We start from the raw sequence: 14026 nt of genomic DNA, 5'->3' as shown, positions 1-14026 counted from the left end.
CCCGCATGAAGACCTTCAAGATCCTGCGGGACTATCGCCGCGCCGCCAAAACATTGGCCGACACCGCTTCCGGCGTTGCCAACCTCCACAACATCATCCTCGCCGGATGACGCCGACACCGTTGAACGGCAACGCGTTCACCGAGTTACGAGACATCCTTTAGAGTGCTGCCGTGGAAGACGATCGTCGTACCTTGCCGACTCCGCTGTCCGAAGCTCATGCAGTCGGCTTCGATTACAGGGACGGGGCCGGCGTTGACTTCGAGCCGTACCCCGACTTCCTGGATGAACGCGAATGGGCCAACTGGTGGCGGGCGTGGACGGGCAACCAAGGGCTCGACGGAGCCGAGTTCCGGGTCTTCGGACAGGACGGCACCGGTGGCAACGCCGCCTTCTGGCTGGTGCGTCCCGGTGAACCACTTGAGCAGCAACCCGTGGTGTTCCTCGGGTCAGAGGGTGAAATAGGAGTCGTCGCGCAGAACCTGTGGACTTATCTCTGGCTTCTCGCTGACGGTTTCGGCCCCTGGGAGGCGACGGAATACCCCAATCACGAACATGAGCCCCGCAGGGATGCCCGCCTCACGGAGATCGCCGAACGCTGGGCGCCGTCACATCGCAAGTCGGCGGACGAGGTCATCACCGCAGCGCGGGAAGAGTTCCCCGGCTTTGAGGAGCTGATCGACTCGATGTGCCGATAGCAGCGTGAAGGGCAGGTAGGCGGCTCGGCCAGGCTCGATCGACGAATGGCCTACTGCTGTACTTCGCTGCTGTACCGGCCCTGATCGCGGCATTCGGAAGCCCGGTCAGGGCCGCTGACCTGCGGTTGAGTGGGCCGCCAGGGACTCGAACCCTGAACCTAAGGATTAAAAGTCCTCAGCTCTGCCATTGAGCTAACGGCCCGTTGAGCCACAGGCTACCCGAAGGCCGCCTCCGAGTTGACGTCCGGCTGAGCGCGCTCTGGCAGGACTCTAGCCTGCTGCCGCATGCACCCAAGAGGGCCGGGGTCTGGTCAACGGGTCCGGCGGCGCCTCGTGCTGAGGACACGTGTCCACGTGTTGCCCGCCCGCTGTTACGCGCGTCGCCGCCGCAGCGCGGAAGGCGAACATCACGAAGTGGTAGGAGCCGTTCTCGGCGAGGATCTCGTACGGTCGGAGTCAGCAAGCCCACTTCGAACCCGGCCTCCTCGACCGTCTCGCGGGCGGTCCGCCTCGCGTCAATGGACCGGGGCCTGGCGGAAGACGCGGTCGCACCTTATCGCCACGGCACTCCGCAACTCGACGACACGATCCCGGCGCACGGCAGAGGAAGATGTGCCTCGGTGACGCACCATGCTCCACGGACTACTGCCTGCCTCCTTGACCTCGTCTTCGTTCACCTGTGCGAATGGATGCCCGTGTCGCGCTGGCGCCGGCCCGCCCGGCTGCCTACGGTGTCGAGGTCCTCGCCAGCACCGGGCGAGGCGTGACTGTGAAGGAGCAGCCGACGATGGCGGACTTTGGGAGAACTCGGGTACCGGCACCTCGCCGGACGGCAGGCACCACGACCGAGTTCGTCCTGAATGGCACGCCCGGTCGCCTCGTCATTGCCGCCGCAGCTGACCGGCCCGGCCACGTCGAGCTGTACGTCGGCAAGCACGGATCCACCCTGGCCGGCCTGACCGACGCCCTGTCGACCGCGATCACCACCGGGCTACACGCTGGCGCACCCGTGTCCGAGTTCGTGGCGGAACTGCGGCACACCCGCTACGCCCCCGCCGGCCGTACCGGCGACCCCGAGGTGCCGGAAGCCACGTCGCTAGGCGATTACCTCGCACGCCGGCTCGCCCGCGCCGGTGGCGACCTACGAGGGCGCGGGGTGTAGCGGTCCAACAACTACGGCGCTGTGCGGTCGCTGCTGCGTGGATCCCGCACGCGGCGCCCGCCAGGACAGCCGAGCTGACGCACTCCGGGCGAGCCCTTCATCCCCATGGCTCCGCCACCGCGGCTGGGGTGACGCCGACGGCCGGGAACCTAGGGTGGGGGTGTGCGGGAGGGATGTTGCGAACCTGGTCCGAGCCTGTCCGCAGCTGATGGGCGCCCGCGACGTCGTACGGAGATCGGGGTTGCCCGACGCGTGGGTCGGCGCGGGGATCCTGCGTGATCTGGTCTGGGGCCAGCGCTACGGCAACGGCTTCGACCCGTCGGCGGTACACGACGTCGCGATGACTCCGTCGCCAGGCAGGGACCGGATCGACGGGGAAGGCGCCGCCCCGAGGTTAGACCGGTTGGGATAGCGTGTCGTCCGTCTATGGGGGGGAGATCCCCAGAATCCTTCGGGGAAAGAAGCTGTCACGTGTCACTGTGGAAGAACACGGCCGTTCTAGCGGTCTCCGCGCTCACGGCGCTCGCTCTGACTGCCTGCGGCTCGACGCCAGGCTCGTCGGACGCGCCGAAGCAGCCGAGCGTGCTGGAGCTGCTCGCCAGTGATCTCAAGGGTTCGTTGCAGAAGACGATCGACACCACCGACAAGACCGATTCCGTGACCCTGACGATGCAGGGCACGGCGGCTGGCGAGAAGATCTCGATGCAGGGTGTCATGGACCTGCGCGACCCGGTCAAGGCCGAGATGACGACGGCGGGCCCCGATGGCACCCCGATAACCGTCCGGATGATCGGCACCATGTTCTATGTCGAGATCCCAGAGGCGGACCGCGCGAGCGTGGGCGGGAAGCGCTGGATGAAATTGGACCTGACCGCCGCGGGTGCCCAGGCGGGAATGGACATTAAGCAGTTCGAGGACATCGACCCGACCAAGCAGGTCAAGACGCTGCTCGCCACCGAGGGAGTCACCGTCGTCGGTGAGGAGACGGTGAACGGGGCGCGCACAGTCCACTACACCGTCACGGCTCCGGTGGCAACCTACCTCGGGCAGCTCGACGCCAAGATGCGGGCGGGCGTCGAGCAGGGACTGGCCAAGCAGGGCGTCAAGGAGATCACAATCGGCCTCTGGGTCGACGAGCAGTACCAGCCGCGCCGGGTGCACATGGTCATGGGCACGATGAGCGATCTGACGGTTGACTACACCGACTACGGCAAGCCGGTGAACATCGAGACGCCGCCCCCAGCGGAGACTACTGACTTCGCCGAGATGCTGGCAGGTCTGAAGGACCTACCCACTGGCAACTGACCAGAGCCAGGATTCTGCCCCGCCGGTGATTCTCCTCACCGGCTGGGCAGTGCCGCGTCGGGAGGACGTCCTCCCGCCCCGACAGCGCTCGATACTCCTCCTGCATGCCGCCGCGCTGAACGCGTTCCTCGACCCGATGCGCGAGCGGCGCGCCCGGTACGAGGCCGACAAGGGCCTGGCCGACGAACTGATCGTGGAAGGCACGGAACGCACCCGACGCGAGGTCCAACAAACCGCCAAGGGCCGCGTGCTGCAGCCCGAGTGCGGCGTCGGCGAATACCCTCGGATCCACCTAATGACGTCGGTGGTCAGTAGGTCGCCAGGGCCACGGCGCCCGCACGGCATACCGCTGGCCGGCGGCGAGGCACGAGCCGACACGGGGCGCGCCGCCGGTGCGGGCGTGGACGCGTGCGTGTGGGGTCGAGCGGATTGACCCTGGCGGGGACGACCAAAGGCCGGTTGACTGATGCCACAAGCGATTCAGCTCGACAGCGCCCGGCACCCGCCGAGCCCTACCATCCTCGACAGCGGCCGCCGCCGAGCCGCACCACCTGGTACCCGACACGGGAGGACACCATGCCGGAGTCACTGGGCCTCGCCGCCCTCGCCGGGGCGGCCCTGACCACCGGGCTGATGGCCGGGCTCTTCTTCGCGTACGCCTGCTCGGTGATGCCGGGTCTCGCCGCCACCGACGACCGGACGCTGGTCGGCACCATGCAGTCGATCAACCGGAAGATCCTCAACGGCTGGTTCCTGGCGACCTTCCTCGGTGCGGTGCTGCTGATCGCGCTGGCCGCCGCCCTGCACCTGACCCGCGGCGGCCCGGTGCTGTTCTGGACCGTCGCCGCGCTGGTCTGCTACCTGGTCACCCTCGGCGTCACCATGCGGGCCAACGTGCCGCTGAACGACCAGCTGGACGCCGCCGGCCCGGTGGACCGGATCACCGACCTGGCGGCGGTGCGGGAGCGGTTCGAGGCGACCTGGGTGCGCTGGAACCTGGTCCGCACGGTGACCTCGGTGGCGGCCTTCGCCTGCCTGATCGGCGCCCTGCTCACTCGCGACGGCTGAGCCGGCAGGTATGGGTCGGCCCGCGCGGGGAACCGGGTCGGGCATGAGGATGAGCGGCACCCCGGCGGTGGCGGCCTCCGGCGAGGAGATCGGGCCCGATGGCGTACGCGAGCCGGGCGGCGAGGTGCACGGCTGGCTGCCCGGGCAGAACCAGACCGTCTGCGGGCTCCCGCTGAGCCGGACCCGGCTGCGCCGCTTTCCGCACGTGCGGTTCGACTACGCCGCCACCGACGTGCTCACCGAGGCCGACCCGGTCGGCTGGATCTGCCCCCGCTGCCTTGCCGCCTCCCAGGGCCGGCGCCGGGACGACAAGCGCGGCTGGGTGCGCCACTCACCCCGCCCCTGAGGTGGTTGAGGCGCGGCGGACCGGGTACGGGGGCGGCATGCGGATCGTGGTGGTGGGAGCGAGCGGCAACGCCGGTACGGCGCTGTTGCGCCGGCTGCGCCGGGAACCCGGCGTGGACCTCGTCGGGGTGGCCCGCCGGCTGCCCGGACCGGACGCCGGTGAGCCGTACGACCAGGTGGAGTGGCACTCGTGCGACGTCGGCCTGCCGGGCGCGGCCGACCGGCTCGCCGAGGTCTTCGCCGGCGCCGAGGCGGTGGTGCACCTGGCCTGGCAGATCCAGCCCAGCCACGACCAGGGGGTGCTGCACCGGACCAACGTCGACGGCAGCCGGGCGGTGGCCGACGCGGTGGTCCGGGCCCGGGTACCGGCCCTGGTGTACGCCTCGTCGGTCGGCACCTACGCGTCCGGCCCGAAGGACCAACCGGTCAGCGAGCGCTGGCCGGCGACCGGGGTGCCCGCCTCGTCGTACAGCCGGGACAAGGCCGAGGTGGAGGCGTTGCTCGACCTGGTCGAGCGGGAGCACCCACAGCTGCGGGTGGTGCGGATGCGACCCGGCCTGAACTTCCAGCGGGACGCGGCCACCGAGATCACCCGCTACTTCCTCGGCCCGCTGGCACCGGTTCGGCTACTCCGGTACGGCCGGATCCCGCTGGTGCCAACCCACCGGCGGCTTCGGATGCAGGCGGTGCACACCGACGACGTCGCCGACGCGTACGCCCGGGCGATCCTGGGTGACGCCCGCGGCGCCTTCAATCTCGCCGCGGACCCGGTGCTGACCCCGGAGCTGGTCGCCCGGCACTTCCACGGCTGGACGGTGCCGGTCGCCGCCCCGGTGCTGCGCGCCGCCGCCGCGCTGACCTGGCGGGCGCGGCTGCAACCGATCGACGCCGGCTGGGTGGAGCTGGCGCTGCACGCGCCGCTGATGTCCAGCGAGCGGGCTGAGGCGGAGCTGGGCTGGCGACCCCGGATCGACGCGGTCAGCGCGCTCAAGGAACTCTTCGCCGGCATGGCCGACCACGCCCACACTGGCAGTCCTCCGATGTCCGCCGCGCACGACCTGCCCGGCCGCCCCGGCGCCCTGCTCAGGGCCCGCCCCGCCGGCCACAGCAACCCCTACTGACCCACCGCCGGTCGGCCGGCCCGCCCCTTCGTGGAGGACGGCGAACCCGACCACGGTGACCGGACCGACCCGCGGGAGCGGTTCCCGAACGCCTCCGGCACCGTGCCGTCCCCGGGCGCGGCCGGGCACCGGTCAGAAGTCGGCGAAGAGGTACGGGAGGTGGCGGGGGAAGAGCCGGCTCAGCTCGGTTGCCGCGTCGGCCGGCACCTCGCCCAACCCGCTGAGCTGCACCTCCACCGGGTCCAGCACCCCGTACGCCAGGGCGGAGAGCCCGGCCGCGGTCAGCGTGGCGGTCGGCGGCGTGCCGCGGGTGGCGGCGGCCCCGCCGACCAGCTCCAGCGAACCCGTCGTCCCGTCCAGCAGGTACGTCCCGGCCAGCCAGCGGTCCCCGGTCAGCGCCACGCGGACCCGGCCCGGCCCGGTGGGCAGCCCGGCGAGCGCGTCGACCGACAGCAGCCGAGCCATCGGAGCCGCGGAGCCGGGCCGGGCCACCCGCGCCTCGACGTGCACCTCCAGGTCGGTCAGCCAGAGCTCCGGCAGCTCGTCGGCGGGGAGCTGGACGGTCACCCGCGCCACCTGGTCGACGTGCCGGGCGAAGAACTGCAACAGCAGCGCCCGCGCGTACGGGTCGGTGACCAGCAGGTCGTCGGCGGTCAGGGTGCCGCCGTGGTCGTCGATCTGGTAGGTCACCGCGCCGGTGACCACGCCGCCGACCTGGGCGGTGAGCAGCCAGTGCTCGTCGCGGTCCCGCAGCCCGACGTCGCGGTAGTCGGGGAAGAGGGCGAAGCCGTGCCGCTCGCGCAGGCAGCGCTCGGTGAACTCACGCCAGACCGGGTAGCCGGTGGCGATCCGCTCCCAGCCCACCTCGCCCGGCAGTTCGGCCCGCAGCAGCGGGGCCAGGTCCGCCGGGGAGAAACTGGCGGTACGCGGCTTGGGTAGCCCGGTGTAGCCGAACCGGGCGTAGAACGAGGGCCGGAACGGCCAGAGGGCGCTCACCACGTGCCCCTCGTCGCGCATCTCGTCGAGGAGCTGGTGCAGCAGCGCGCGGACGTGCCCCTGGCGGCGGGCCAGCGGATGGGTGGCCACCCCGGCCACCCCGGCCATCGGCAGCACCGCCCCGCGCAGGTTCTGCCGCATCGGGACGGCGGAGGCGGCGGCCAGCGTGCTGCCGTCCTCCTCCACGACCAGCGTCCGGTTGCCCTCGTGGTACGGCAGGTAGTCGCGGAACTCCGCCGCCCGGGCGGCGGTGCGCGGCGACTTCTCGAACGCGTACGCCACCAGGGGGAAGCTGGTGGTCAGGCGTTCCTCGGAGCTCACCCGGCGTATGACCATCCGCCCATCCCAACGCCGCGCGGCGGCTGCCGCAACCGCATTCCGCGACCGGGCCGGACAGGGTGGACCGGCGGGGCGGGCAGCTCAGCGGCAGCTGGCGCAGGTGGTGCTGGCGGCCGCGCGGCGGTGCCGGCCCGGCTCAGACGGCGGCGACGTCGGAGACCACGACGGTGACGTTGTCCGGCGCGCCCGCCTGGTGGGCGAGCTTGACCAGTTGCTCGCCGCACTGCTGGCGGTCGCCGTACATGCTCAGTGCCGTCGCGATCGCGCCGTCCTCGACGTAGTCGGAGAGCCCGTCGCTGCACAGCAGCAGCCGGTCGCCGGCGACCACGGTGAGCACCCCGATCGCGGGCGGGGCGTCGGCGCCCTGCACCGCCCGGGTGACCAGGGAGCGCTGCGGGTGGTGCCGCGCCTGCTCCGGCGAGAGGGCGCCCTGGTCGACCAGCGCCTGCACGAACGTGTCGTCCCGGGTGAGCTGGCTCAGCTCGCCGTTGCGCAGCAGGTAGCAGCGGGAGTCGCCGACCTGGGCCAGCACCAGCGCGTCGCCGGCGAGCAGGGCGGCGGTCAGCGTGGTGCCCATGCCGTCGCGGGCGGGGTCGACCGAGATGGCCGCGTGGATGCGCTGGTTGGCGGTGCTGACCACGGCGCGCAGCGCGTCGGTGGCCTCGTCGGGGGTGGCCGGCGGGTTCAGCTCGTCCAGGATGCGGATGACGATCTCGCTCGCCACCTCGCCCGCGGGTAGACCCCCCATGCCGTCCGCGACCGCGACGAGACGGTCACCGGCGAGGGCGGAGTCCTCGTTGTTGGTCCGGACCAGGCCGATGTCGTTGAGGATGGCCGAGCGGAGGATCAGCGTCATGCGTCAAGCTTGCCAAGAGAACCCTCCCGCCGTCTCTCCGCACCACTGGGTCGGGTCGGGGATCGCTGCCGGTGTCCAGGGTCGCGGGCCGGTGACCTGCTGTTCTCCGCCGGGTAAATCCACGGTGGTCGCCGGTTGCCGGTCGCCACCCGTGCCCACGCTGACCGCCTGGCGCTCAGCGGTGCGGGTAGCGCAGCAGCAGGCTGGCGGCGACCTCCTCCGCGCCGACCGCCGCGTACACGTGCGGCACGTCCGACGTCCAGCGCAGGTGGCCCCCGGCGGCCGCCGTCAGCGGCGCGTCGGCCGGGCCGGCCCGGAGCACACCGGCGAAGACCGTGACGTGCTCGGTGACGCCCGGCTGGTGCGCGGGGGAGAGCTGACCCGGGCCGGGCGCGACCCGCATCCGGTAGAGCTCGTAGGTGGCGTCGGCGTCGTCGAAGACCTCCAGCAGCGTGGCGCTGACGGCGGCGCCGCGCACGGTCGGTTCCGCGGCCGGCCCGGAAAGCACGGCCGTCAGCGGTACGCCGAGCTGCGCGGTGACCGCGTAGAGCGTCTCCAGCGTCGGGTTGCGGGTGCCGTTCTCCAGCCCGGAGAGGGTCGCCTTCCCGACTCCAGCCAGCCGGGCCAGCGTGGACAGTGACATGCCCCGCTCCTCGCGGAGCGCGCGGACCCGGCGGCCGACGGCGTCGGCGCCCGGGTCGAGGGCGGGTCGGCGGGTTGGTGAGGGCCGGGGCACCCCGCTATCGTGCTACACACCGCCGTTCCATAAACGGAACGATCGGAGAGTGGTGTCGGGGTGGGGGAGGCGGCATGGCCGGACGGACGCAACCGGTGCTGGCCGGCGTGGTGACCGCGCTGGTGGGGTTCGCCAGCTCCTTCACGGTGGTGCTGGCCGGCCTGCGGGCCGTCGGGGCGACCGACGCGCAGGCCGCGTCCGGGCTGCTCGTGCTCTGTGTCGCGTCCGGGCTCTCGGCCGCCTGGCTGGGCTTGCGGCACCGGCTGCCGATGAGCGTCGCCTGGTCCACTCCGGGCGCGGCGCTGCTGGTCGCCACCGGTCCGGTGCCCGGCGGATGGCCGGTGGCGGTCGGGGCGTTCCTCGTCTCGGGCCTGCTGATCGTGGCCGCCGGGCTCTTCCCCGCGCTCGGCCGGGCCGTCGCGGCGATCCCGAAACCGGTCGCCGGCGCGATGCTGGCCGGGGTCCTGCTGCCGCTCTGCACCGCCCCGGTTCGGGCGCTGGTGGAGGTGCCCTGGCTGGCCGTCCCGGTGGTGCTGGCCTGGCTGCTGCTGCACCGGTTCGCCCGGCGCTGGGCGGTGCCCGGCGCGCTGGTCGCGGCGGTGGTGGCGATCGCGCTGACCAGCCCGGTCGCCGGCCTCGGGATCGCCGGCCTGCGCCCGGCGGTCGAGCTGACCGCGCCGGCCTGGAGCGCGCCGGCCCTGGTCGGCCTGGCGCTGCCGCTCTTCCTGGTCACGATGGCCGCGCAGAACGTGCCGGGGACGGCGGTGCTGGTCGGGTACGGCTACCGGCCACCGCTCGGCTCGGCGTTGCGGGTCACCGGGCTGGCGAGCGCGGCCGCCGCCCCGGCCGGTGGGCACGCGGTCAACCTGGCGGCGATCACCGCGGCGCTGGCCGCCGGCCCGGACGCCCACCCCGACCCGGAGCGCCGCTGGATCGCCTCGGTGACCGCCGGCGTCGGGCTGGCCCTGCTCGGGCTGGGCGCAGGGGCGGCCACCGCACTGGTGGCGCTCTCCCCGCCGGTGCTGATCGAGGCGGTCGCCGGGCTGGCGCTGCTCGGCGCGCTGGCCACCGCGCTCGCCTCGGCGCTGGCCGAACCGGCCGCCCGCGAGGCCGCCGTGGTCACCTTCGTGGTCACCGCCTCCGGGGTGACCCTGGCCGGGGTGGGCGGCGCGTTCTGGGGCCTGGTCGCCGGCATCCTGGTGCTCCTGCTCCTCCGCCGCCGCACCGCACCCGCCGCGTCTGCCGCCCCTGTCGGGCCCGTCTCGCCTGTCGGGCCCGCCGTGCCCGCCGGGCGCGAGCCTGCCCCGGTGCAGCCCGCGTCCGCCGCGCCGGCAGAGCCGGACCCCGCCGTGGTTGCCCGGGTGCCGGGTGGCCGGGCCGGCGCCGACTGATCCTCCGCGCGCTGTGAAGCCGAATCGGCTACGCCGTCCCCGGCCGGCGAGCCGTCCGCTCACTCCTCGGTAGGCAGGTCGCCGACCGGGACGGCGAGGCGTACCCGGTCGTCGGCGACGGCGGTGATCTGGTCGGCGAGCACATAGACCGCGCCGGTGCGGACCAGGTCGGTGGAGACCTTCAGGTAGCCGTCGTGCAGCAGTCGCGCCGCCAGGTCGGCGGGGACGTCCGGCTCCTCGACCGCGGTCGACTCGATCAGCTCGTCCAGGCTGCTGCCCGGGTCGGCGGTCGGCGCCTGCACGGTCACCGCGTTCGGGTCACCCCGCTGGACGAGGTCCACGGTGCCGACCTCGGTACCGACGGCGTCGATCACCCGCATTCCGGTGGTCACCCGGGAGATGGTCTGCTCGGTGCCCTGCTGCTCCATTCCGGCGCGGTTCCCGGCCCGCGCTCCGGCTAAACGCCGCCCCGGTCAGGCCCGGGGAACCCAGCCGCCCGGTGGGCGGGGGGAGAGCTCCCGCCAGGTGTCGGTGCCCTGGAGCAGCGCCCGGACCGTCTCCTCGGCCTCGTCGACGCTGTCGTACTCGTAGAACCGGGAGACCCCCTCGGACCCGCCGGCCCGCTGCTCGACGTGCCACCGGTCGCCGTCGACCCGGAGGAAGACGTCCCGCCGGGCCAGTCGCCCCCACTTCCCGTTCCACCAGTGCTTCCGTTGCTCCATGGCGGGACTCTATCGAACACACGTACGAGAACACGCGGCCCCTGCGGGATTCCCGCAGGGGCCGATGTGCGTGTGCCGGGATCAGCGCGGGCTGGGCGGTTCCTCCCGGCGGCCGAGCGCGTCGTCCAGCGCACCGCGCCGCTGCGCAGGGGTGGTGTGGCCGGCCGCGACCAGGGCGTCGCGGATCTCGGTGAGCAGCCGGACCTCCTCGCTCGGCGCCGACGGCGCCGGCTCCTCACCGCGCTTACGCCGCTCGGCCAGCTTGTTCATCGGGTAGACGACCAGGAAGTACAGCGCGACCGCGGTCAGGGCGAAGGTGATCAGCGCGTTGAGGAAACTCACCCAGTCGAACTTGACCCCCTCGACATCCCAGGCGGTGCCCTCGATGCCCTTGTCGCTGCCGGTGATTAGCACACTGATCAGCGCGATCAGCGGCTTGAGGAACGAGTTGGTGAGCTGGGTGACCACGCCCGTGAACGCGGCACCGATGACGACGCCGACCGCGAGGTCGACGACGTTTCCGCGCATGATGAAGTCTTTGAAGCCCTTGAGCATCCGTACTCCCGAGGTGTCCGGTCTTCCGTCCGGCACAACCTATGCCCTGACCGGGGACTCCAGGAAAGCGCCGGCCTCCCGGGCCGCCCGCTCGGGGTCGGCGGCCCGGATCGCCTCGACCAGCCGGGAGTGGTCGACGTAGCGTTCCGGCTCCAGCGTGTCGCCCATCGACTGGGCGACGGTGCTGCGCAGGGCCGCGCCGACCGAGGCGTACAACCCGGCGAGCATGCCGTTGTGCGCGGCGGCGATCACCGCGGTGTGCAGCGCCGCGTCGGCCTCCACGAACTCGTCGACCCGGCCGCCGCGCCAGGCCGCCTCGCGGGCGGCGAGCGCGCCGTCGAGCGCGGCCAGGTCCCCGGGCGTACGCCGCAGCGCGGCGAGCCGGGCGGCCTCCACCTCGAAGGCACGGCGTACCTCGACCACCTCGGTCATCCGGTCGTCGGTGAGCCGGCGCGCCACCACCGGCGCCAGCTCGTCGGTGGACACCACGTACGTCCCGGAGCCCTGCCGGCACTCCAGCACCCCGGCGTGCACCAGGGCGCGGACCGCCTCGCGGACCGTGTTGCGCCCCACCCCGAGCGCCGCGACCAGCTGCGGCTCAGTCGGGATCCGGCCGCCCACGGGCCACTCGCCGTCCAGGATCCGCGCCCGGAGCTGCTCGATCGTCTGCCGTACCCGGTGGCCCCGGGGCGGCACGACGACGGAATCGACCGACGGTGGCACTGGTTACACCTCCTGCCGAAAATTCATCCCATGATTGTAGGTTCGGACGTATGACCCCGCCACCCACCGCCAGCCCGGCCTGCCCCGTGGCGTCCCCCGGCGCTGCGCCGATCGTCGACGTGGCGCCGGGCCTGGCGCCGGAGGCGCTCACCCCGGTGGAGGCCGCGCCCGTCGCCGGCTCGGCCACCGCGACCGCGACCCCGGTGGAGGCCGCGCCCGTCGCCGGCTCGGCCACCGCGACCGCAGACACCGCGCGCCCCGCGGCGGGCGGTGTGCTGGTGCTGGTCGGGATGCTGCTGGTCGCGCTGAACCTGCGGGCGGCGGTCACCAGCCTGGGTGCCCTGCTCGACGAGGTACGCACCGGGCTGGAGCTCTCCGGGACGATGGCAGGCTTCGTCACCACCCTGCCCACCATCGCGTTCGCCGCGCTGGGCGCGCTCACCCCGTGGCTGGTCCGCCGGGTCGCGCCGGCCCGAGTGCTGGCGGTGGCGATGACCGCGCTCGCCGCCGGCCAGGTGCTGCGGGTGGTCACCGACTCGGCGCTGGTCTTCGTGCTCACCAGCGCACTGGCGCTGGCCGGGATCGCGGTGGCGAACATCCTGCTGCCGATGCTGGTGAAGCAGCACTTCCCGCACCGCACCGGCCTGGTCACCGGTGCGTACACCATGGCGCTGACCACGGGTACGACGGTGGCCGCCGCCTCCGCGGTGCCGGTGGCGCACGCCTTCGGTTCGTGGCGGGTCGGGCTCGGCGTGTGGGCGGGGCTGGCGGCGGTGGCCGTACTCCCGTGGGTGCCGCTGGCGGTGCGGGCCCGGACGGCCGCGCGGCGGGCCAGCCGGACGGCGGTCGCCCCGCCGCGGATCCGGATCCGGCCCGGGCGCACCCGGCTCGGTTGGGCGATGGCGATCTACTTCGGCGCGCAGTCGCTCAGCGGCTACGCGATCATGGGTTGGTTGGCCCAGTTGTTCCGGGACGCCGGCTACCGTCCAGAGGCGGCTGGACTGCTGCTCGCCGGGGTGACCGCGCTCGGCGTGCCGATCGCGCTGCTGATGCCGACGCTGGCCGGCCGGTTGCGGACGCTGCGTCCGCTGGTGTTCGGCCTGACCGCCGCGTCGACCCTGGCCTACCTGGGGCTGGCCCTGGCGCCGTACGGGCCGGCGCTGCTCTGGGTGGCCCTGCTGGCGATCGGGCAGGGCGCGTTCCCGCTGATCCTGACCACCATCGGCCTGCGGGCCCGCACCGCGAACGGGACCGTCGCGCTCTCCGCCTTCGCGCAGAGCACCGGATACGTCATCGCGGCCCTGGGTCCGCTGCTGGTGGGCATCCTCTACGAGGCGACCGGCGGATGGGTCGCGCCGATCGGCTTTCTGCTCGCGGCCCTCGCGGTGCAGACCGGCGCGGGCGTGGCGATCGCCCGTCCCCGGTACATCGAGGACGAGGCGTGAGGGGGACGGTCAGGAGGACGCCGGGGTGGGGTCGCCGGCGACGGCCTGCTCGACCGTCGGGTAGGTGTGCAGTACCTCGACCAGGCCGCTGACCTCGAGGATGCGCAGCACCCCCCGCTGCGGGGCGGCCAGCCGGACCAGGCCGCCGGCCTCGTCGCAGCTGTTCTTGGCGCGGACGAACACCGACAGCCCGGTCGAGTCGCAGAACGAGACGTCGGCCAGGTCGAACACGAGCCGGTTGCGGCCCTTGTCGAGCAGGTCGGTGATCTGGTCCTGCAGCTGCGGTGCGGTCGCCATGTCCAGCTCGCCCGCGACCGACACGACGACCACGTCGCCGCGCTGCTCCGTGTGCACTGTCAAGGACATTCGCCAGACCTCCTGTTATCGGTGAAACGGTATCCCACCATCACGGTGGACCGCAGAACGGGAGCCCTCATCCCGTGACCACCGTCATTCTGTTGCCGGGGAGCAAGTAGTTGACCGCCCGGAGCCCGGAGTCCGGAGTCCGGAGTCCGGAGCCCGGAGCCCGGAGCAAGTCTGCCGGCGGGCAGGTCGGGTGGCGGGG

At 72.9% G+C, this 14026-nt stretch carries 17 protein-coding genes, 1 tRNA gene and 1 pseudogene; 10 read left to right on the top strand and 9 right to left on the bottom strand.

Annotation, left to right across the window (positions count from 1 at the left end; all coding sequences use genetic code 11):
• The first annotated feature begins 172 nt into the window (after positions 1–172).
• Complete coding sequence (locus C1I99_RS20565; protein WP_111135852.1) at positions 173–697, top strand: SMI1/KNR4 family protein; 525 nt, start codon at positions 173–175, stop codon at positions 695–697.
• 130 nt (positions 698–827) lie between these two features.
• Here C1I99_RS20565 and C1I99_RS20560 read toward each other — a convergent pair.
• Positions 828–899, bottom strand: a tRNA-Lys gene (locus C1I99_RS20560).
• A 585-nt stretch (positions 900–1484) separates the two neighbouring features.
• On the opposite strand from C1I99_RS20560, the gene C1I99_RS20555 reads away from it, so the two are divergent.
• The 7 genes and pseudogenes from C1I99_RS20555 (at position 1485) to C1I99_RS20525 (ending at position 5698) form a co-directional block, all read left to right on the top strand.
• Entirely contained in the window at positions 1485–1859 is a 375-nt protein-coding gene (locus tag C1I99_RS20555) for a TSCPD domain-containing protein (protein WP_146604002.1), read from the top strand.
• Between the two features lie 241 nt (positions 1860–2100).
• Positions 2101–2271 carry a hypothetical protein gene (locus C1I99_RS32840; protein ID WP_158554085.1) on the top strand — a complete coding sequence of 57 codons (171 nt, stop codon included), beginning with the start codon at positions 2101–2103 and terminating at the stop codon, positions 2269–2271.
• Between the two features lie 59 nt (positions 2272–2330).
• Positions 2331–3164 carry an SCO4651 family lipoprotein gene (locus C1I99_RS20545; protein WP_111135849.1) on the top strand — a complete coding sequence of 278 codons (834 nt, stop codon included), beginning with the start codon at positions 2331–2333 and terminating at the stop codon, positions 3162–3164.
• A gap of 106 nt (positions 3165–3270) precedes the next feature.
• A pseudogene (locus C1I99_RS20540) lies at positions 3271–3399 on the top strand (tryptophan--tRNA ligase); the annotation flags it as partial.
• 341 nt (positions 3400–3740) lie between these two features.
• The gene (locus C1I99_RS20535; protein WP_111135848.1) at positions 3741–4232 is read left to right on the top strand and encodes an anthrone oxygenase family protein; all 492 of its coding nucleotides are present in this window, start codon (positions 3741–3743) and stop codon (positions 4230–4232) included.
• Positions 4233–4281: 49 nt separating this feature from the next.
• On the top strand, positions 4282–4578 hold the full coding sequence (locus C1I99_RS20530) for a hypothetical protein (RefSeq protein WP_233512613.1): 297 nt from the start codon (positions 4282–4284) through the stop codon (positions 4576–4578).
• 37 nt (positions 4579–4615) lie between these two features.
• Positions 4616–5698 (top strand): NAD-dependent epimerase/dehydratase family protein, encoded by a 1083-nt coding sequence (locus tag C1I99_RS20525; RefSeq protein ID WP_111135846.1) that lies wholly within the window; start codon positions 4616–4618, stop codon positions 5696–5698.
• Positions 5699–5830: 132 nt separating this feature from the next.
• On the opposite strand, the gene C1I99_RS20520 is transcribed toward C1I99_RS20525, so the two are convergent.
• The 3 genes from C1I99_RS20520 to C1I99_RS20510 form a co-directional block, all read right to left on the bottom strand.
• Positions 5831–7030: a GNAT family N-acetyltransferase gene (locus tag C1I99_RS20520; RefSeq protein ID WP_111135845.1), complete on the bottom strand. Its 1200-nt coding sequence runs from the start codon at positions 7028–7030 to the stop codon at positions 5831–5833.
• Positions 7031–7169: 139 nt separating this feature from the next.
• A complete protein-coding gene (locus tag C1I99_RS20515) occupies positions 7170–7889 on the bottom strand; it encodes a PP2C family protein-serine/threonine phosphatase (RefSeq protein ID WP_111135844.1) in 720 nt (239 codons plus the stop codon).
• Positions 7890–8064: 175 nt separating this feature from the next.
• Positions 8065–8625: a helix-turn-helix domain-containing protein gene (locus C1I99_RS20510; protein WP_111135843.1), complete on the bottom strand. Its 561-nt coding sequence runs from the start codon at positions 8623–8625 to the stop codon at positions 8065–8067.
• Positions 8626–8699: 74 nt separating this feature from the next.
• Here C1I99_RS20510 and C1I99_RS20505 point away from each other — a divergent pair, with 74 nt between their 5' ends.
• A complete protein-coding gene (locus tag C1I99_RS20505) occupies positions 8700–10016 on the top strand; it encodes a benzoate/H(+) symporter BenE family transporter (protein ID WP_111135842.1) in 1317 nt (438 codons plus the stop codon).
• Between the two features lie 59 nt (positions 10017–10075).
• Here the strand turns inward: C1I99_RS20505 and C1I99_RS20500 are convergent, their stop codons facing one another.
• The 4 genes from C1I99_RS20500 to C1I99_RS20485 all read right to left on the bottom strand — a co-directional run bounded on the left by C1I99_RS20500 (position 10076) and on the right by C1I99_RS20485 (position 12016).
• Entirely contained in the window at positions 10076–10444 is a 369-nt protein-coding gene (locus C1I99_RS20500) for a hypothetical protein (RefSeq protein WP_111135841.1), read from the bottom strand.
• A 45-nt stretch (positions 10445–10489) separates the two neighbouring features.
• Positions 10490–10738 (bottom strand): hypothetical protein, encoded by a 249-nt coding sequence (locus C1I99_RS20495; protein WP_111135840.1) that lies wholly within the window; start codon positions 10736–10738, stop codon positions 10490–10492.
• 81 nt (positions 10739–10819) lie between these two features.
• Positions 10820–11293 (bottom strand): large conductance mechanosensitive channel protein MscL, encoded by a 474-nt coding sequence (gene mscL, locus C1I99_RS20490; protein ID WP_111135839.1) that lies wholly within the window; start codon positions 11291–11293, stop codon positions 10820–10822.
• Positions 11294–11332: 39 nt separating this feature from the next.
• A complete protein-coding gene (locus C1I99_RS20485) occupies positions 11333–12016 on the bottom strand; it encodes a FadR/GntR family transcriptional regulator (protein WP_111135838.1) in 684 nt (227 codons plus the stop codon).
• 50 nt (positions 12017–12066) lie between these two features.
• On the opposite strand from C1I99_RS20485, the gene C1I99_RS20480 reads away from it, so the two are divergent.
• Complete coding sequence (locus C1I99_RS20480) at positions 12067–13461, top strand: MFS transporter (protein WP_233512612.1); 1395 nt, start codon at positions 12067–12069, stop codon at positions 13459–13461.
• Positions 13462–13470: 9 nt separating this feature from the next.
• Here C1I99_RS20480 and C1I99_RS20475 read toward each other — a convergent pair whose 3' ends face one another.
• Entirely contained in the window at positions 13471–13827 is a 357-nt protein-coding gene (locus C1I99_RS20475; protein ID WP_111135837.1) for an STAS domain-containing protein, read from the bottom strand.
• Positions 13828–14026 lie beyond the last annotated feature (199 nt).

The organism is Micromonospora deserti (assembly GCF_003236335.1).
Lineage (GTDB): Bacteria > Actinomycetota > Actinomycetes > Mycobacteriales > Micromonosporaceae > Micromonospora > Micromonospora deserti.
The sequence above is the reverse complement of the archived record's forward strand: the minus strand, read 5'-3'. Positions and strand labels throughout refer to the sequence as shown.